This window comes from Labedaea rhizosphaerae (assembly GCF_004362825.1).
Taxonomy (GTDB): Bacteria; Actinomycetota; Actinomycetes; order Mycobacteriales; family Pseudonocardiaceae; genus Labedaea; species Labedaea rhizosphaerae.
Genome location: NZ_SNXZ01000004.1, coordinates 252,408 through 269,669, shown reverse-complemented (window position 1 = coordinate 269,669; position 17,262 = coordinate 252,408). Strand labels below are relative to the sequence as shown.

15 protein-coding genes, 2 pseudogenes and 1 riboswitch are annotated in these 17,262 nt (G+C 69.9%); of the genes and pseudogenes, 12 read left to right on the top strand and 5 right to left on the bottom strand.

What is annotated here, in order from left to right; translation table 11 throughout:
* Positions 1-460: 460 nt before the first annotated feature.
* Complete coding sequence (thrC, locus tag EV186_RS24120; RefSeq protein WP_133851675.1) at positions 461-1,726, bottom strand: threonine synthase; 1,266 nt, start codon at positions 1,724-1,726, stop codon at positions 461-463.
* 10 nt (positions 1,727-1,736) lie between these two features.
* Positions 1,737-1,843, bottom strand: a riboswitch (SAM riboswitch).
* 121 nt (positions 1,844-1,964) lie between these two features.
* On the opposite strand from thrC, the gene holA reads away from it, so the two are divergent.
* From holA to EV186_RS40825, 3 genes and pseudogenes are all read left to right on the top strand, one after another.
* The gene (holA, locus tag EV186_RS24115; protein WP_133851674.1) at positions 1,965-2,945 is read left to right on the top strand and encodes a DNA polymerase III subunit delta; all 981 of its coding nucleotides are present in this window, start codon (positions 1,965-1,967) and stop codon (positions 2,943-2,945) included.
* Between the two features lie 900 nt (positions 2,946-3,845).
* Positions 3,846-5,240 (top strand): annotated as a pseudogene (locus tag EV186_RS40830) (AAA domain-containing protein); the annotation flags it as partial.
* Between the two features lie 6 nt (positions 5,241-5,246).
* A complete protein-coding gene (locus EV186_RS40825) occupies positions 5,247-6,284 on the top strand; it encodes an AAA domain-containing protein (protein ID WP_424983422.1) in 1,038 nt (345 codons plus the stop codon).
* Positions 6,285-6,307: 23 nt separating this feature from the next.
* On the opposite strand, the gene EV186_RS24105 is transcribed toward EV186_RS40825, so the two are convergent.
* Both EV186_RS24105 and rpsT read right to left on the bottom strand, forming a co-directional pair.
* Positions 6,308-6,805: an acyl-CoA thioesterase gene (locus EV186_RS24105; protein WP_133851672.1), complete on the bottom strand. Its 498-nt coding sequence runs from the start codon at positions 6,803-6,805 to the stop codon at positions 6,308-6,310.
* Between the two features lie 71 nt (positions 6,806-6,876).
* Positions 6,877-7,137, bottom strand: coding sequence for a 30S ribosomal protein S20 (gene rpsT / locus EV186_RS24100; protein WP_133851671.1), 261 nt, complete (start codon positions 7,135-7,137; stop codon positions 6,877-6,879).
* A gap of 188 nt (positions 7,138-7,325) precedes the next feature.
* Between rpsT and EV186_RS24095 the strand changes: the two genes are divergently transcribed.
* The 8 genes from EV186_RS24095 (at position 7,326) to EV186_RS24060 (ending at position 15,625) form a co-directional block, all read left to right on the top strand.
* Complete coding sequence (locus EV186_RS24095; protein ID WP_166659302.1) at positions 7,326-8,942, top strand: peptide-N4-asparagine amidase; 1,617 nt, start codon at positions 7,326-7,328, stop codon at positions 8,940-8,942.
* A 45-nt stretch (positions 8,943-8,987) separates the two neighbouring features.
* Entirely contained in the window at positions 8,988-10,571 is a 1,584-nt protein-coding gene (locus EV186_RS24090) for a circularly permuted type 2 ATP-grasp protein (RefSeq protein WP_133851669.1), read from the top strand.
* Positions 10,572-10,581: 10 nt separating this feature from the next.
* Positions 10,582-11,529 (top strand): alpha-E domain-containing protein, encoded by a 948-nt coding sequence (locus EV186_RS24085; RefSeq protein ID WP_133851668.1) that lies wholly within the window; start codon positions 10,582-10,584, stop codon positions 11,527-11,529.
* Positions 11,526-12,422 carry a transglutaminase family protein gene (locus EV186_RS24080; RefSeq protein ID WP_243754235.1) on the top strand — a complete coding sequence of 299 codons (897 nt, stop codon included), beginning with the start codon at positions 11,526-11,528 and terminating at the stop codon, positions 12,420-12,422. Before EV186_RS24085 ends, EV186_RS24080 begins: the two co-directional genes overlap by 4 nt.
* A 69-nt stretch (positions 12,423-12,491) precedes the next feature.
* Complete coding sequence (gene lepA / locus EV186_RS24075) at positions 12,492-14,336, top strand: translation elongation factor 4 (protein WP_133851667.1); 1,845 nt, start codon at positions 12,492-12,494, stop codon at positions 14,334-14,336.
* 4 nt (positions 14,337-14,340) lie between these two features.
* Positions 14,341-14,640: a hypothetical protein gene (locus EV186_RS24070; protein ID WP_133851666.1), complete on the top strand. Its 300-nt coding sequence runs from the start codon at positions 14,341-14,343 to the stop codon at positions 14,638-14,640.
* Positions 14,641-14,654: 14 nt separating this feature from the next.
* Complete coding sequence (locus EV186_RS24065) at positions 14,655-15,026, top strand: MmcQ/YjbR family DNA-binding protein (protein ID WP_133851665.1); 372 nt, start codon at positions 14,655-14,657, stop codon at positions 15,024-15,026.
* A 71-nt stretch (positions 15,027-15,097) separates the two neighbouring features.
* Positions 15,098-15,625, top strand: coding sequence for a Uma2 family endonuclease (locus EV186_RS24060; protein WP_279538319.1), 528 nt, complete (start codon positions 15,098-15,100; stop codon positions 15,623-15,625).
* Here EV186_RS24060 and EV186_RS24055 read toward each other — a convergent pair.
* Positions 15,610-16,047 (bottom strand): bifunctional (p)ppGpp synthetase/guanosine-3',5'-bis(diphosphate) 3'-pyrophosphohydrolase, encoded by a 438-nt coding sequence (locus tag EV186_RS24055; RefSeq protein WP_133851664.1) that lies wholly within the window; start codon positions 16,045-16,047, stop codon positions 15,610-15,612. The two genes, EV186_RS24060 and EV186_RS24055, sit on opposite strands and share 16 nt — an antisense overlap.
* 53 nt (positions 16,048-16,100) lie before the next feature.
* Here EV186_RS24055 and EV186_RS24050 point away from each other — a divergent pair, with 53 nt between their 5' ends.
* Positions 16,101-17,153 (top strand): nitronate monooxygenase, encoded by a 1,053-nt coding sequence (locus EV186_RS24050; RefSeq protein WP_133851663.1) that lies wholly within the window; start codon positions 16,101-16,103, stop codon positions 17,151-17,153.
* Here EV186_RS24050 and EV186_RS40165 read toward each other — a convergent pair.
* Positions 17,152-17,262 (bottom strand): annotated as a pseudogene (locus tag EV186_RS40165) (hypervirulence associated TUDOR domain-containing protein); the annotation flags it as partial. The gene EV186_RS24050 and the pseudogene EV186_RS40165 overlap by 2 nt on opposite strands.

Here is a 17,262-nt window from a genome sequence, read left to right as displayed (position 1 = left end):
GGTGGTGCTCGGCTTCCCCACCAGGGCCTGCTTGCGCCGCGGCCATCGAGCCGACACCCAGCGGCGTCGAGCCGGGCCGGCGCCTGGGTTCCACTACAACCAGGCACCGGCGCCGTTGGTCAGCGGCCTGGCTGGTCGAGTACCGCGCGCCCCGCGTCCGTCGACGGGGCACCGTACCGTTGTCCGCCGCGGCCACCACACGATCCTCGCCGCGCCCCAACCCCGAGCCCCATCGCGTCCGGCCACGTGATCACCGCCGAGTGTTGCGGCAGCGCGACTTCTGGTTCTTCCAGGTCAGCGACCTGGAATGCCATTGATCGACCGCGGTGAGCCAAGTATTTGGGGGTGATACGCGCTTTCTCCGCCGGGCCTGCGTGCGCTGGCCATCGAGACGACGCCCAGCGGCGTCGAGCGAGCCGGTGCCTCGGTCCCACTACAACCCAGGCACCGGCGCCGTTGGTCAGCGACCCGGCTCGTCGAGGGCCGCGCGGACCGCGGCCGCCGACGGGGGCACCGTGGCACGCGGGCCCACGTGGTCCTGAATGGCATCCAGGGTCTTGAGCCCGTCGCCGGTGATCAGCAGGACGGTCTCCGCGTCCGGGTCCAGCTTGCCGCTCTCGACCAGCTTCTTGACCGTGGCGACGGTGACGCCACCGGCGGTCTCGGCGAAGATGCCTTCGGTCTTGGCCAGCAAGCGGATGGCTGCCACGACTTCCTCGTCCGTCACGTCCTCGACCGCACCGCCGGTGCGGCGGACCGTGTCGAGCACGTACGGGCCGTCGGCGGGGGCGCCGATCGCCAGCGAACGGGCGATGGTGTTCGGCTTGACCGGGCGCACCACGTCCTGGCCATCCTTGAACGCCGTCGCGACGGGCGAGCAGCCGGTGGCCTGCGCGCCGAACACCCGGTACGGGGTCGGCTCGACCAGGCCGAGTTCGCCCAGCTCGCGGAAACCCTTGTCCACCTTGGTCAGTTGCGACCCGGACGCGACCGGCACCACGACCTGACCCGGCAGCCGCCAGCCCAGCTGCTCGGCCACCTCGTAGCCGAGCGTCTTGGAGCCCTCGGCGTAGTACGGCCGGACGTTGACGTTGACGAACGCCCAGTCCTCGTGCTCGGAAGCCAGCTCGGTGGCCAGCCGGTTGACGTCGTCGTAGTTGCCGTCGACGGCGATCAGGGCGCCGTCGTACACGGCCGTGGTCAGGACCTTGGCCCGCTCCAGTGAGGACGGGATCAGCACGACCGACTCCCAGCCGGCGCGGGCGGCGGCCGCGGCGACGGCGTTGGCCAGGTTGCCGGTCGACGGGCACGCGAGCACCTTGAAGCCGAGCTGGCGCGCGGCGGCCAGCGCCACGGCGACCACGCGGTCCTTGAACGAGTGCGTCGGGTTGCCGGTATCGTCCTTCACCCACAGGTCGCGGATGCCGAGTGCCTTGCCCAGCCGGTCCGCGCGCACCAGGCGGGTCAGCCCGGGCTGGGTGTTCGGGTGGGTGTCCACATCGGACGGTACGGGCAGCAGGTCACGGTAGCGCCAGATCGACTTGGGGCCGGCCTCGATGGACGCGCGGGTGATCGGGCCGAACTCGTAGGAGACCTCGAGCGGCCCGAAGCACTCGGCACACGCGAACTCGGCGGCGAGCGGTACCTGGTGGCCGCATTCCCGGCAGGACAGGGCGCGGGCCGGCCCGAGGTCGAACGTGGTGGGCGCATCAACGGCAGAAGTCATCGCAAGGATCTCCTCATCTGTCCCGCGTGGCGGGTCGGAATTGGCACCTGGACGTCACGAATGACGCTGGTTGCCGGGGCTTCGTCGGGCCGTTCCCTCTGCCCCTCTGGATGAGCGGTATTCAGTTGTGTGGCCATCGGCCGCCGGTCACGCTACGGCACGACGCTCGAGCGAGCCAACCGCGCCTCCCAGATCCCGGGAGGCCTTGCGCGTCGGTGCCGCGTGGCAGGATGACCGTGTGACCACGCCCGCTGTGACGCCGCCGCCGTTGCAACTGGTGATCGGCGAGGAGGAACTGCTGATCGAGCGAGCCGTGCGCACCGCGCTGGACACCGCCCGCCTCGCCGACCCGACGGCGGACCTCGTCCGGGTCGGGGTGGCTGATCTCACACCCGGTGAGCTGGCCGAACTGGTCAGTCCCTCGCTGTTCGCCGAGGGCCGGGTCGTGGCGATCGAAGGTGCTCAGGATGCCGGGCAGGAGATCGCCGACGCCATCCTCGGCTACAGCAAGGCGGCCGCCGACGGTGTCACGCTCGTCGTCCTGCACAACGGGGGCGGCCGCACGAAGGCCGGCAAGGGGCTGCCCGCGGCGCTGCGCAAGGCGGGCGCCGTGGTGACCGAGTGCGACAAGATCACCAAAATGTCCGACCGAGAAGCCTTCGTGCGCAACGAGATCCGGCGCGCGGGCGGCAAGACGGACTCGGGCGCGGTGACCGCGTTGATCGACTCGGTGGGTTCGGATCTGCGCGAGCTGGCCGCGGCGGCCGCGCAGCTGGTGGCCGACACCGACGGCCAGGTCAACGAGGAAGCCGTGCGCCGCTACCACCGCGGCCGGGCCGACGTGACCGGGTTCGCGGTGGCGGAGAAGGCCATCACCGGCGACGTCACCGGCGCGTTGGAGACGTTGCGCTGGGCCATGCAGCTCGGCGTGCCGCACGTGCTGGTCGCGGACGCGCTCGCCGACGCCGTGCGCACCGTGGCGCGCGTGGCGGGCATGGGCCGGGCCAACCCGAACTCGCTCGCCGCCGAGTTGGGCATGCCGCCGTGGAAGGTGCGCAAGGCCATCGGCCAGTCGCGTGGCTGGCAACCCGCCGGGCTCGCCGCCGCCATGCAGGTGGTCGCCCAGGTCAACGCGGACGTGAAAGGTGCGGCCGCCCACCCCGATTACGCACTGGAGCACGCCGTGCTCAAGCTCGCGGCCGCCCACGACCTCCACTGACCTCTGAGTCAATGGCGCCCACGAACCGCTGTGCCGCGAGTTTCGCCCATCCGGGCTAACTCGAGGCCGCCTTTTCCCGCGATGATTCGTTCTGGGTGATCACGCGGTACTTCTCGTTCCGCTGTTCCCGTGAATGTGGCTATTCCAACGGGGTCTTGTCCGCGTCCGCGCCGAAGTTTTTCTGCCTTCCCCCGCTGCGTGCAGATAACTTCGGTAGGGTTGTCGGCCGGTATCGATGAGTTGTGGGGGAACACATTGACGGTCAGCCGCGCAGGGCGTCGTCCTGGGTATGAGGATTACAGCATTTTCCCAGCCAGGTACCCCAACCGATGCAGCCTCTGCGGGAAAGGTCTCGCCGTCGGCATCGACGTGATCGGCAAGAGGAAGGCACGCGGCGACTGGGACATCGTGTGCGTTGCCTGTGGCACCGCTGCGGCAGCGCCGCCAACGAATCGGCGGGTGAAGCGAACCCCGTCGCCGGCCACGCGTGAGGACGCGCGTGGTCCCAAGGCATCGTCCGGTCCGGCCCGGAAGGTGGAGCGGTCCGAGTGGTCGACCTTGGTCGACTACCTGCTGTCCTGCGTGCTCAAGGAATCCCTGGTCGCTCCTGTTCCGCTGCACCAACGAAGCAGGTGGTCGGTTCTCCCGCTTTCGGCGGAATCGGTGCTGTGCGGCAATGACCTCCTGCTGCCGATCCTCCCGCAGCTCACGGAGTTGTTCGCCGACCTCGAGCCGCTCGAAGGCGTGTTCTACGGCTGGCCGACCGTGGTCGTTCTGGACGAGCGCCGGTGCCCGTTCATTGCTCCGTTGTTCATCCGCCAACTGAATGCTCCGGACGCAGAGCTGGACGGCGTGCCGGTCGACGATCAGTTGCCGCAGCTCAACGCGGGCCTGCTCGACATGAAATGGTTCCCGGCAGAGACGTTGTCGGCGGCGATGGCGACTGTCGCCGGTGGCCTGGTGGGTTTCGGGCAGGCCGCGGCCGTGTCCGCCCTAGCGCGCACTGTGCTCTCCGCACTCGGGGTCCCGCTGACGACACTGGACCCGATGGCTTTGCTGGACACCACGACGATGGACGACCCGTGGCGTCCGCAAGAGGTCGGGGTGTTCAACTTCGCGATGGCGTTCAAGGGGCAGTTGGACGCGGCCACGCGCAACCTCGTGAAGGACCTCGAGTGGATGCGTCGGGCCCGCGATTGGCGGGACAGCGCGGCTCGCTTCCTGTTCGAGGAGGCCCCGGTCCCGCCGGCCTCCCTACCGATCTCGGCGGCGCTCTCGTTGAACGACGCGCAGGAGACCGCGCTGTCCTGGTCGGCGACGGCTCCCCTGACGGTGATCACCGGGCCACCCGGCACCGGCAAGAGCCAGACGGTCACGGCGATCCTCGCCGACGCCTGGCGGCGCGGCGAGACCGCGTTGTTGTCCTCGACGAACAACACCCCCGTCGACGATGTGATCGACAGCAAGGCGGTGGCCGTGGACGACGCCCTCGTCCTGCGCACCGGAAATGCCGAGAAGCGGTTGCAGCTCGGCGAGCGGCTCAGGGAACTGGTCGCCGGAGCGAACCGGCGTTCGGCCGACTCGACCGCGGACGACCTCACCGCGGCGGGCTACGAGCGGCACCAGCTCGCGGCGGCCATGCAGCAGGCCGCCGACCTCGCCCAGGGCGTTCTCGTTGCGGCCGTGCGAAGGGATGCGGCGAGGTCGGTGCTGTGGTCCGGGCACCAGCCGCCGCCGGTCGACCGAGACGCGATGCGCAGGCGGGCCGGACGCGCCGATCGCACCGGGTGGAAGTGGCTGCGCCGCCGCCGCACCCGTCGCCTGCTCGCGTTGCTCGGGCTCACCGATCCGGTGCTGACCGCTCGGCACGTGCTCGACTGGCTCGAGGCGGAACGCACCTTCGACGAGGCTTGGCGTCGCCTCGAGTCCGCCGGAACCACCCAACGGGACTTGCTCGAATCCTTCGACGACGCGAACCGCCGGTGGCTCTCCGCCTCGACCGCGACCGTCCGCAACGAGGTGTCGACCGGTCTTCGCGAGGGCGCCGAGGCCTTGGCCACGCTGGCGGAAACGCTCATCGAGGAGCTTCCTCGCCGGGAAGCGATGGAGAGCGCGATGCGCCACGTCAGGGGGTGGGCGACGAGCGCGTTGTCGACGCGGCCGAACTTCGACTGCCGTGCTGGTGCCATCGACCTCGTGGTGATCGACGAAGCAAGCCAGTGCAACCTTGCGCAGGTGCTCCCACTCGCTTACCGCGCGAAGCGCTTGGTCATCGTCGGTGACCCGCACCAGCTGTCGCCGGTGGTGACCGTCGCCGCGGCCGAGTTGCGCGCACTCGCCAAGGCGGCGGGCACGAGCCATGAAGCACTGGTGACGGCGCACTACTCGTACGGCCAGGATTCGGCGTTCACGGCCTTCGCCGCCCGTTTCCGGCCGGCTCCGTTGTTGCTGGACGAGCACTACCGGTGCCACCCCGAGATCATCGAGTACTCCAACCGCCACTTCTACGGCGGCCGCTTGACGGTTCTCACCAGTGTCGATCGGGCCGATGGGGCCCCGCGCGGCATCGAGTGGCACGACATCGACGGCCGCACGGAGCCTGGTCGCACCGGCAGTTCGCTGAACAAGGCCGAGGCCGACGCGGTCGTCGAGTGGGTGCGGCAAGCAGGCCTGCCGGCCGATCGGCTGGGCGTCGTGACGCCGTTCCGCGCCCAGGCGACCCGCATCAGGCAGCTCCTCGACCAGGCCGGGGCGGTCTTCGGGGACGTGCGGGTCGGCACCGCGCACAAGTTCCAGGGTGGCGAGCGCGACGTGATGGTCTTCTCCACGGTCATTTCGGCGGGTGCGAAGCCGGGCACGGTCTCCTGGCTCGAGAACGAGCGGAACCTGATCAACGTGGCCGTGAGCAGGGCCAAGCAGCGGTTGGTCGTGTTCGGCAACCACGCCGAGCTGCAGCGGCTCGACGCGAAACTGCTGCTCGGTCTGGCGGACGCCGCCGGTCGGCACCACCGCCGGGCCGCCGACCCGACGCCGGCCGCGTTGACCTTGCACGCCGCGCTGGTCGCGCGGGGGCTTCCCGCGACCCTCGGCGCCGTCGACGAGGGATATCCGCTGGCGATCTCCCTGCGTGCGGTGCACGGCGCCGGCATCGACGTCGAGGTCGACGAGTTCCCGGACGGTGATCCGCGCGGCAGGCTCCAGCGGCAGCGAGCCGTGCGGGACGCCAACGTCCGCCGCCTCGGGTGGCAGGTGGTGCGCGTGCCGGGTTGGCAGGCGTACCTCCAGCCGGACTCGGTCGTCGACCACGTCCAGCGGTTGGTGACCAGCGGCGACGCGTGACCCTCTCGGGTGGTCAGGGGTCTTCAGGAGGTCTTGCGGCCGGCCAGGATCTCGTCGCGGCGGGCGAGGCGGTGGCTGCGGCGGATCTCCGCCTCCCGGTACCGGCGCTCGTCCTCGGCGGACTCCGGCAGCACCGGCGGCACGTCACGCGGCGAGCCGTCCGGGTTGAGCGCCACGAACACCAGGTAGGCCGTCGCCACCCGAGTCGGGGCCACGCCCGCTTCGTTCCATGGTTCGGCCACCACCCGGACCCCGACCTCCATCGACGTCCGGCCGGTCCAGTTCACCTGCGCGTGCGCGTGCACCAGGTCACCGACCCGCACCGGCGCCAGGAACGTCATGCCGTCCATCGCCGCGGTCACGGCCGGGCCACCCGAGTGACGCTGCGCGACCGCCCCGGCGACGTCGTCGACCAGCTTCATGATCACGCCGCCGTGCACGGTGCCCAGGAGGTTCGTGTCGACCGCGGTCATGATGTGGGACAGCGACGTGCGGGCAGCGGATGTCGGCTTCGGCTCCATGAGCGGCAGTCTGCCCGAAACGCAAAAAGCGGCGCCGTCCACCTGGGACGACGCCGCTTTCGAGCCGAAGCTCAGAGCTTGTTGGCGAGCTGAGCCATCGCCGACTTCTTGTTGGCGGCCTGGTTGGCGTGGATGACGCCCTTGCTGGCGGCCTTGTCCAGCTTGCGGCTGGCGTCCTGCAGCAGCTCCTGGGCCTTGTCCTTGTCACCGGCGGCGGCGGCCTCGCGGAACTTGCGGATCGCGGTCTTCACCGAGGACTTCACGGACTTGTTGCGAAGCCGAGCGGCCTCGTTGGTCCGGATCCGCTTGATCTGCGACTTGATGTTGGCCATGCGTGCGTGCTCCTCAGTGTTCGCGATGGGTGTCGAGCCGCGTTGTGATGGCCCCGCCGAAGCGGGCTTCCTCCATGACGGAATGCCACACGACCCGACGGTCAAGAGTAACAGCAGGTAGTTCTGGGAACGGCAACGCCCCCGCGCCCCCTGCCGCGACCGCCGGGAGCGAACTAGCGTCGCCAGTCGTGCGCCGACTCCTGATCGCCACCGCCGCGTTCCTGCTCCTCGGAGCCACCCAAGCCACCGCGGACACGGTGGTCACCGACTACCAGGACCCGCTGCAGGCCTTGCCGTCGGTGAGCCGCCCGGCGACCGACTCCTGCACGGTCACCGCGATGCACCACGTCTTCGCCAACTCCTACGGCCAGCCCTACGTCGGCACGCTCACGCCGCCGAGCAGCTGTGCGGGCGACTGGACGAAGGTCGTCCTCGACTGGACCGCGTCCAGCGCGGGCCGCCAGTACGACCGGCTCGCGGGCATCTGGATCGGCGGCGCCGAGGTCGCGCGCACCTCCACACCCGAGCCCGACCCGACCGGCATCACCTGGCACTTCGACAAGGACATCACCGAGTTCAGCCCGCTGCTGCACCAGGCGCAACCGTTCGTGGTCGACCTCGGCAACATCGTCAACGACACCTACACCGGCCCCTACGACGTCACGGTCACGATCACCTACTTCAAGGCCGACCGGCACCACCCGGCACCGCGCCAGGCCGACAAGGTGCTCCCGCTCGCGGCCGACCACAACAGCCCCGGCTGGCAGGCGCTGGGCGACGGTCAGACCTACAACGCCCAGGTCACCGTGCCCGGCAACACCGCCAAGCTGACCGCCGAGATCTACGCCCGCGGCGGCGGCTGCGAGGAGTTCTGGTGGTCGAACGTGCCCACCTCGGTCAGCCAGGGCAACCCCGACGCCGGGCTCTGCGGCGGCGGCACCTACCGCGAGGTCGACGTGGCCGTGGACGGCCACCCGGCCGGCGCGGTCATGCCGTACCCGACCATCTACACCGGCGGCGTCGCGCCGATGCTGTGGCGCCCGATCTCCGCCATCGACGCGATCGTCACGCTGCCGTACACGATCGACCTGAGTCCCTTCATCGGCACGCTGACCGACGGCAAGGCGCACACGATCACGCTGACGCCGCCGAAGGGCATCGTCGACGTCTGGACGCTGGGCGGGAACCTCTTCGCCACGACCGATCCGCACACCAAGCGGGTCACCGGCGAACTGCGCACCGCCGACGTCCCCGAGGCGCAGGTGCACACCGACCTCACCGGCACCGGGATCGACGTCACGGCCACGACCACCGTCGACCGCAGCTGGCACACCGAGGGCGTCCTGCACACCTCGCAAGGGCGGATCACCGTGAAGGCGGGCGGCCAGTGGACCTTCGCCAACACCACGAGCCTCACCGACAGCGCCGCCCGCCAGCAGACCACCCACCGCGTTGACGGCGCTTACACCGCCAACGGCCGCACGGACCGGTTCGGCTTCACCCTCGACGCCGACTCCACCACGGCCTACACCGACTCGAACAACTACCGCATCGACGCGACCGTCCACATGGGACGCGTCCTGCGCACGGAGCTCGGTCACGGGAGGCTGCTCGCGTTCAGCGACGACCAGATCGACACCAGCGGCGGGTTCGGTCGCACGAACGGCCAGCTGACCTACGCCGACGGCCAGTCCAGCGAACGGTGGCGCGGGCTCGACGACACCGGCCGCTGCCTGGACCGCACGCTGGTCACGGCGCACGGGTGGGTCACCGGCGATCGTACTGTTAACGCGCGGTGTCGATGATCGTCAAGCCTGGTGAACCGCGTCTGCTTGGGACAAGATGCGGAAATGAACCGGGCGAGCGGCAACGGCGATCTGTTCGACAACTACCTCGACCCGAAGCGGCCGCACGCGGGCGCCTTCGACGAGATGTTCGCCGCGGATTCGACCGTGCGCAGCGCTTATCGCCGGTTGTACGACTCGCTCTCGCCGTCGAAGCCCGCTGACCTCGCGACCCGGGCGGAGGCGCTGGACCGCGCGCTCGTCGACCAGGGCATCACGTTCTCGTTGTCCGGTCAGGAGCGCCCGTTCCCGCTCGACCTGATCCCGCGGGTGATCACGGCGGGGGAGTGGGCCAAGCTCGAACGCGGGATCGTGCAGCGGGTGCGCGGCCTCGAGGCGTTCCTCGCCGACATCTACGGCGACCAGCAGATCATCCGCGACGGCGTGCTGCCCCGCCGCCTGATCACCTCCTGCGCGCACTTCCACCGCCAGGCCGCCGGCGTCTCGCCGCCCAACGGCGTGCGCATCCACGTCTCGGGCGTCGACCTGGTGCGCGACGAGGACGGCACGTTCCGGGTGCTGGAGGACAACCTGCGCTCGCCGTCCGGGGTGTCCTACGTGATGGAGAACCGGCGCACGATGGCGCGGGTCTTTCCCGACCTGTTCGCCAAGCACCGGGTGCGGGCGGTGGGCGACTACGCGGTGCACCTGTTGCGTGCGCTGCGCGCGGCGGCCGCGCCGAACGTCGCCGATCCGACCGTCGTCGTGCTCACGCCCGGGGTGCACAACTCGGCCTACTTCGAGCACTCGCTGCTGGCCCGGCTGATGGGCGTCGAGCTGGTCGAGGGCCGTGACCTGTTCTGCCGCGACAACGTGATCTACCTGCGCACCACCGAGGGCGAGCGCCAGGTCGACGTGATCTACCGGCGCATCGACGACGAGTACCTCGACCCCGTGCAGTTCCGGCCCGACTCGGTGCTCGGCGTCGCCGGGGTGATCAACGCGGCCCGCGCGGGCAACGTCGTGATCGCGAACGCGGTCGGCAACGGCGTCGGCGACGACAAGCTCGTCTACACCTACCTGCCCGAGATCCTGAAGTACTACCTGGACGAGGCGCCGCTGCTGCCCAACGTCGACACCTACCGCTGCTGGCTGCGCGAGGAGCGCCAGTACGTCTTCGACCACGCCGACGAGCTGGTGATCAAGCCGGTCGAGGGCTCCGGCGGCTACGGCATCGTGTTCGGCCCGGACGCCAGCGCCAAGGAACTCGCCGCCATCCGCAGGCGCGTGCGGGCCAACCCGCGTGGCTGGATCGCGCAACCGCTCGTGCAGCTCTCGACCGTGCCGACCAAGGTGGGGCAACGGCTCAAACCGCGGCACGTGGACCTGCGGCCGTTCGCCGTCAACGACGGCAAGTCGGTGTTCGTGCTGCCCGGCGGCCTCACGCGGGTCGCGGTGCCGGAAGGCTCGCTGGTGGTGAACTCCTCGCAGGGCGGCGGTTCCAAGGACACCTGGGTGCTGGCCGCTCGGTCGTCCACTGTGGACCCGGAGCTGAGCGGGCAGCGGCTCGGCACCCCGCAGGAGGAGAGCGCTCCCGAACGCGGGCCCGAGCTGACCTCGGCGCAGCAACAGCAACAACAGCAGCAGTGAGGAGGATCCGGTGCTGGCACGCAACGCTGAATCGCTCTACTGGATCGGCCGCTACGTCGAGCGGGCCGACGACACCGCGCGGATCCTCGACGTCTCGGTGCACCAACTGCTCGAGGACGCCACGGTCGACGCCGACGCGACGAGCCGTCAGCTGCTGACCGTCCTCGGCATCACCCCGCCACCCGGCATGGAGCTGGACGTGTGGACGCTGACCGAGCTGGTCGCCATGTCGCGCGAGCACGCCGGCTCGATCGTGTCGTCGATCAGCAGCGCGCGGGAGAACACGCGGGTGGCCCGCGAAGTGGTGTCCACGGAGCTGTGGGAGTGCATCAACTCGATGTACAACGCGGTGCCGGAACGCCAGCGGGCCGCGAAACGGGTCGGCCCGAGCCTGTTCTTCTCCTTCGTCGAGGAGCGGGCCGCGATGTTCGCCGGGCTCGCCGACTCCACGATGAGCCGCGACGACGGCTGGCGGTTCCTCGTGCTCGGCCGGTTCGTCGAACGCGTCGACATGATCGTGCGCCTGCTGATGTCGCGGGTGGGGGACAAGCCGTCGTCGCCGGGCTGGGTCACCGTGCTGCGTTCCGCCGGCGCCCACGACACCTACCTGCGGACCTACCGCGGCGCGCTGGACGCGACCCGGGTCGTGCAGTTCCTGCTGCTCGACCGGCTCTTCCCGCGGTCGGTGTTCCACGCCCTGAGCCAGGCCGAGTCGTGCCTGGACCACCTCGACAACCAGCCGAGCACCCGGGTGGGGGCGAAGGCCGAGGCGTCCCGGCTGCTCGGCAAGGCCCGCAGCGAGCTGGAGTTCCTGCGTCCGGAGGAGCTGCTCGAGGACCTCACCGGACGGCTGCTGGGCCTGCAGCAGTGCATCCGCGACGTCGGCGAAGCCGTGGCGCTGCAGTACTTCCACTCGGTGCCCTGGGTGGCCTGGACCAACGCGGAGGTGAGCTTGTGACGACCACCCCGGAGGCCGTGCGGCAATCCAGGACCGGCACGATGGACCCGGTGAGCTGGCGCGTGCGGGTCGTGCACACGACCGGGTACCGGTACGAGGCGCCGGTCGTGCAGTCCTACAACGAGGCGCGGCTCACCCCGCGCAGCGACCGGCGGCAGAACCTCGTGGTCGCGCGGCTGGAGACCACGCCCGCGACCCGCTCCTACCGCTACACCGACTACTGGGGCACCGAGGTCACGTCGTTCGACCTGCACGCCCCGCACACCGAGCTCAAGATCGTGGCGTCGTCCGTGGTCGAGACCACCGAGCACGTGCAGCCGATCGACGACGCCTCCTGGGCGGACCTGCGCGGTGACGGTATCGCCGACCGCTACGGCGAGCTGCTGGAGCCGACCCGGTACGCGCCACGCAACAAGGAGCTGATCTCGATCGCCCGCAAGCTGCGCACCGGGCGGCGGCCGATGGAGGCCGTGCTCGCCGTGTCGGAGTGGGTGCACGACCAGCTGACCTACCACCAGGGCACCACCGGCGTGCACAGCTCGGCGATCGACGCGTGGCAGGCCCGTGAGGGCGTCTGCCAGGACTACGCGCACCTCACGCTGGCGATGCTGCGCTCGATCGGCATCCCGGCCCGCTACGTGTCCGGCTACCTGCACACGAAGCCCGACGGGGCCATCGGGGAGACCGTGCGCGGCGAGAGCCACGCGTGGATCGAGGCCTGGACCGGGGGCTGGTGGGGCTTCGACCCGACCAACGACATCGAGATCGGCCAGCGGCACGTGTGGGTGGCGATCGGGCGTGACTACGGCGACGTCTCCCCGCTCAAGGGGACCTATTCCGGCGGCGCCGCGTCGGCCATCGAGGTGTCGGTGGACATGACTCGCCTGGCCTGACAGCCCAGCATGGGACAATGGCGGACGGCCATGCCTGAATCATGCCGATCCGCATCGCAAGGGACCTGAGTGAGCACGTTCGCCGACACCACCTTCACGGCGCCGGAGCAGATCCGCAACTTCTGCATCATCGCGCACATCGACCACGGCAAGTCCACGCTTGCCGACCGGATGCTGCAGATCACCGGCGTCGTCCAGGCGCGCGACATGCGGGCCCAGTACCTCGACCGGATGGACATCGAGCGCGAGCGCGGCATCACGATCAAGGCGCAGAACGTGCGGCTGCCGTGGACCCTCGACGGCGCCCAGCACGTGCTGCACATGATCGACACGCCGGGCCACGTCGACTTCACCTACGAGGTCTCCCGTGCGCTCGACGCGTGCGAAGGCGCGATCCTGCTGGTCGACGCCGCGCAGGGGATCGAGGCGCAGACGCTGGCCAACCTCTACATGGCGCTCGACCGCGACCTGCACATCATCCCGGTGCTGAACAAGATCGACCTGCCGGCCGCCGACCCGGAGAAGTACGCGGCGGAGATCGCGCACATCCTCGGCGGCGAGCCCGAGGACGTGCTGCGGGTCTCGGCCAAGACCGGCATGGGCGTGTCCGAGCTGCTGGACGAGGTCGTGCGCCAGGTCCCGCCGCCGGTCGGCGTGGCCGACGCCCCGGCCCGCGCGATGATCTTCGACTCGGTCTACGACACCTACCGCGGCGTGGTCACCTACATCCGCGTGGTGGACGGCAAGATCACCCCGCGCGAGCGGATCCGGATGATGTCCACCGGCGCGGTGCACGAGCTGCTCGAGGTCGGCATCATCTCCCCGGAGCCCAAGCCGAGCCAGGGCCTCGGCGTCGGCGAGGTGGGCTACCTGATCACCGGCGTGAAGGACGTCCGCCAGTCACGGGTCGGTGACACGGTGACCTCGGAGCGCAAGGGCGCCACCGAGGCGTTGTCCGGCTACCGCGAGCCGCAGCCGATGGTCTACTCCGGACTGTATCCAGTGGACGGTTCGGACTACCCCGACCTGCGTGAGGCCCTGGACAAGCTCCAGCTGAACGACGCCGCCCTGACCTACGAGCCGGAGACGTCGGCGGCGCTGGGGTTCGGGTTCCGATGCGGTTTCCTGGGTCTGCTGCACCTGGAGATCACCCGCGACCGGCTGGAGCGCGAGTTCGGCCTGGACCTGATCTCCACCGCGCCCAACGTGGTCTACCGGGTCGTGCTGGACGACCGCGGCGAGCTGACCGTCACCAACCCGTCGGACTGGCCCGAGGGCAAGGTCGCCGAGATCTTCGAGCCGGTCACCAAGTGCACGATCATCGCGCCGAGTGAGTACATCGGCACGATCATGGAGCTGTGCCAGGGCAAGCGCGGTCAGCTCGGCGGCATGGACTACCTGTCCGAGGACCGGGTCGAACTGCGCTACACGATGCCGCTCGGCGAGATCATCTTCGATTTCTTCGACTCGTTGAAGTCGCGCACGCGTGGTTACGCGTCGCTGGACTACGAGGAGTCGGGCGAGCAGGCCTCGGACCTGGTGAAGGTCGACATCCTGCTGCAGGGCGAGCCGGTCGACGCGTTCAGCGCGATCGTGCACAAGGACGCGGCGTACGGCTACGGCACCCGGATGGCGACGCGGCTGCGTGAGCTGATCCCGCGCCAGCAGTTCGAGGTGCCCATCCAGGCGGCGATCGGGTCGCGCATCATCGCCCGCGAGACGATCCGCGCCATGCGCAAGGACGTCCTCGCCAAGTGCTACGGCGGTGACATCACGCGCAAGCGCAAGCTGCTGGAGAAGCAGAAGGAAGGCAAGAAGCGCATGAAGATGGTGGGGCGTGTCGAGGTCCCCCAGGAAGCCTTCGTCGCGGCGTTGTCGACCGATGAGCCGACCGGCAAGGACAAGAAGAAGTAACCCCGTGACTCCGAGCCGTACCCGCGAAGGCGTCCTGCCGGGTGTGGCGGCCGTCGTGGTCGTCGAGTTGCTCGTCGCCGGGCTCTTCGCGGTGGGCGTGCACCCGTTCGGCTGGATGGACGCCGACTTCGCCGTGGTGATGGGGGTCGTGCTCGCCGTCGCCTTCGTCCTCGGCGCCGCGTTGTCGTTGGCGGGCAAACCGTTGGGGCGTGGCCTGCTCGTCGGTGTCGCGGTGTGCCTGGTGCTCGGGCTGGTCGCGATCGTCGTCTTCTGGATCGTGTTCGCGAAGACGTTCACCTTCTGATTACGCTGCCCGGCATGGCCTCCCCGCCGCTGGACCGCTTGCGCGCGCTGTGCCTCGCGCTGCCCGAGGCCACCGAGAAGCTCAGCCACGGCTCGCCCACGTGGTTCGTCAAGAAGGTCTTCGTGATGTACGTCGACGACCACCACGGCGACGGCATCACCGGGTTCTGGTGTGCCGCACCTCCTGGCGTGCAGGAGGAGTTGGTCGCCGAGGAACCGGACCGGTTCTTCCGGCCGCCCTACGTCGGGCACCGCGGCTGGCTCGGCGTGCGGCTGGACGGCGAGGTCGACTGGGCCGAGATCGGCGAGATCGTGGTGGACGCGTACCGGTGCGTCGCGCCGAAGAAACTGGTCGCCGAACTGGAGTCGCGTCGCTCGTCCGGGTGAACCGCGAGCAGTGTTCGCAGAATTGTCGGTCCCCTCTGCTTGGCTTGGCCACGACCAAGAAAGGGGTAGACGTGTTCACCGTGGACGACCTTGCCACCATGCCGGACGATGGTCGTCGCTACGAGCTCATCGACGGGATGCTCGTTGTGAGCCCATTGCCTGGCTTCCGCCACCAGAAGGCCGTCATGAAGTTGCTCGTGGCGTTGGAGATGTCGTGCCCGGACGACGTGGAGGTGCTGGTAGGTCCCTTCGCGGTGCGACCGTCGCCAACCCTTGAACTGCGACCGGATGGCTTGGCGGCGAGAAGATCGGATCTGACCGAGGACTGTCTGCCCGTCGCGCCGTTGCTCGCCGTCGAGGTCCTGTCGCACAGTTCGGCCATCAACGATCTCAACAACAAGAAGGCGGTGTACGAACGACTCGGAGTTCCGAGCTACTGGGTCGTCGACCCCGGGCCGCCGAGCCTCGTGGCGTTCGATCTGGTGGATGGCGCCTATCGGCTGACGACCGAAGTCCAAGAAGACGAGGTGTTCGAGGCGACCCAGCCCTTCCCGGTGCGGATCGTTCTCGCTGAATTGCTGGGTCAGGCTCGTGAATAGGTGTCCAGCAGGCGGGTTGCCTTCTCGTACTTGGCGCGCAACCTCGACCGGGTCGGCCCGTCGAGTTCGTCCATGCGCTCGGGGGACGAGTTGTCGGCGATGTCCGCGCGCTTCACCGCGAGCGCCATCGGGTTGGCCGCCACACGGGCGAGGTAGTCCTCGTGGTCCTCACCCGGGCGCTTGCTGATGGCGATCACCGCCTCGACCACGGCGTCCGGGCAGCCGGCCGCGCGCAGGTCGTCCGCCGTGACCTCGGTGTCCTCGACCACGTCGTGCAGGACGGCGGTCATGCGCTCGTGGTCGGTGCGCATCATGCCCATCACCCGAAGGGGGTGGCCTATGTAGGCGTGACCCGACTTGTCCCGCTGGCCCCGGTGGGCCTTCGTGGCGATCGCGATCGCGTCCTCGACCATGAACGGCATGCGTGGACTATCCCACGCGGCCGGCACGGCCCGGTTCGGGTTACCGTCGAGGGATGTTCGCGCAGCTGCGGGTGCCGGTGATCGCGGCGCCGATGGCCGGTGGTCCGTCAACGCCCGAGCTCGTCGCGGCGGCCTGCGACGCGGGCGGCTTCGGCTACCTCGCGGCCGGGTACCTGACGCCGGATGCCGTACGCGCCCAGCTCGCCGCGACCCGCGAGCTGACCACGCAACCGTTCGGCCTCAACCTGTTCACGCCCGGTCAACGGTCCACGGTGGACCTCAGCCGCTACCAGGCGGTGGTGGCCGCCGAGGCGGCGCGCTACGACACCACCGAAGGCCGGCCCGGCTGGGACGACGACCACTACGCGGCGAAGCTCGACCTCGCCGTCGCCGAGCGGGTCGCGGCCGTGTCGTTCACCTTCGGCGCGCCGCTGCCCGACGATGTGGCCCGGCTGCGCGACGCCGGCATCCACGTGACGGTCACGGTCACCACCCCGGCCGAGGCCGCTCGCGCGGCCGCGACGGGAGCGGACGCGCTGTGCGTGCAAGGCATGTCGGCGGGCGGGCACCGCGGTGTCTTCGAGGACGATCCGTGGCTGCCCGGTGGCGGTGACCTGTTCGGCACCCTGGACGCCCTGCGCCTGGTCGCCGCCGAGGTCGACCTGCCGCTGGTGGCCGCCGGTGGCCTGATCCGCGGTGCCGACGTGGCCGCGGTGCTGGCCGCCGGTGCGGTGGCCGCCCAGCTGGGCACGGCGTTCCTGCGTTGCCCGGAGGCAGGCACGTCCAAGGTCCACCGCACCGAGCTGGCCGAGGGGGCGAGGCCGACCGCGCTGACCCGCGCCTTCAGCGGCAGACCGGCGCGCGGGCTGCTGAACCGCTTCATGACCGAGCACGAGCAGCAGGCACCGGCCGCCTACCCGCAGCTGCACCACCTGACCAAGCCGGTGCGCGCGGCGGCCGCGGCCGCCGGCGATCCGGAGGCCGTGTCCATGTGGGCGGGGACAACCTACCGGCAGGCCGTCGAGGCGCCGGTGGCCGAGGTGATGGCCACGCTGGTAGCCGAGGCGCGCGAAGCGCTCGCCACCGCCACCAAGCGGCTGGCCTGACCGCGGTCCTGCCGGACTTGTCGCTGCGCACCAGGTACTGCGGCTCGTCCGGCGACGTCCTCACCTTCCGGCCTGTGGCCTCGGACGTGATCTTCAGCTCGACCGTGCC

Bases quoted from the DNA above. Each gene is read 5' to 3' on its own strand.
- EV186_RS24055 (WP_133851664.1), bottom strand. From the start codon at position 16,047: ATGCCGTTCATGGTCGAGGACGCGATCGCGATCGCCACGAAGGCCCAC.
- rpsT (WP_133851671.1), bottom strand. From the start codon at position 7,137: ATGGCCAACATCAAGTCGCAGATCAAGCGGATCCGGACCAACGAGGCC.
- EV186_RS24090 (WP_133851669.1), top strand. From the start codon at position 8,988: ATGAACCGGGCGAGCGGCAACGGCGATCTGTTCGACAACTACCTCGAC.
- EV186_RS24050 (WP_133851663.1), top strand. From the start codon at position 16,101: ATGTTCGCGCAGCTGCGGGTGCCGGTGATCGCGGCGCCGATGGCCGGT.
- thrC (WP_133851675.1), bottom strand. From the start codon at position 1,726: ATGACTTCTGCCGTTGATGCGCCCACCACGTTCGACCTCGGGCCGGCC.
- EV186_RS24065 (WP_133851665.1), top strand. From the start codon at position 14,655: ATGGCCTCCCCGCCGCTGGACCGCTTGCGCGCGCTGTGCCTCGCGCTG.
- EV186_RS24105 (WP_133851672.1), bottom strand. From the start codon at position 6,805: ATGGAGCCGAAGCCGACATCCGCTGCCCGCACGTCGCTGTCCCACATC.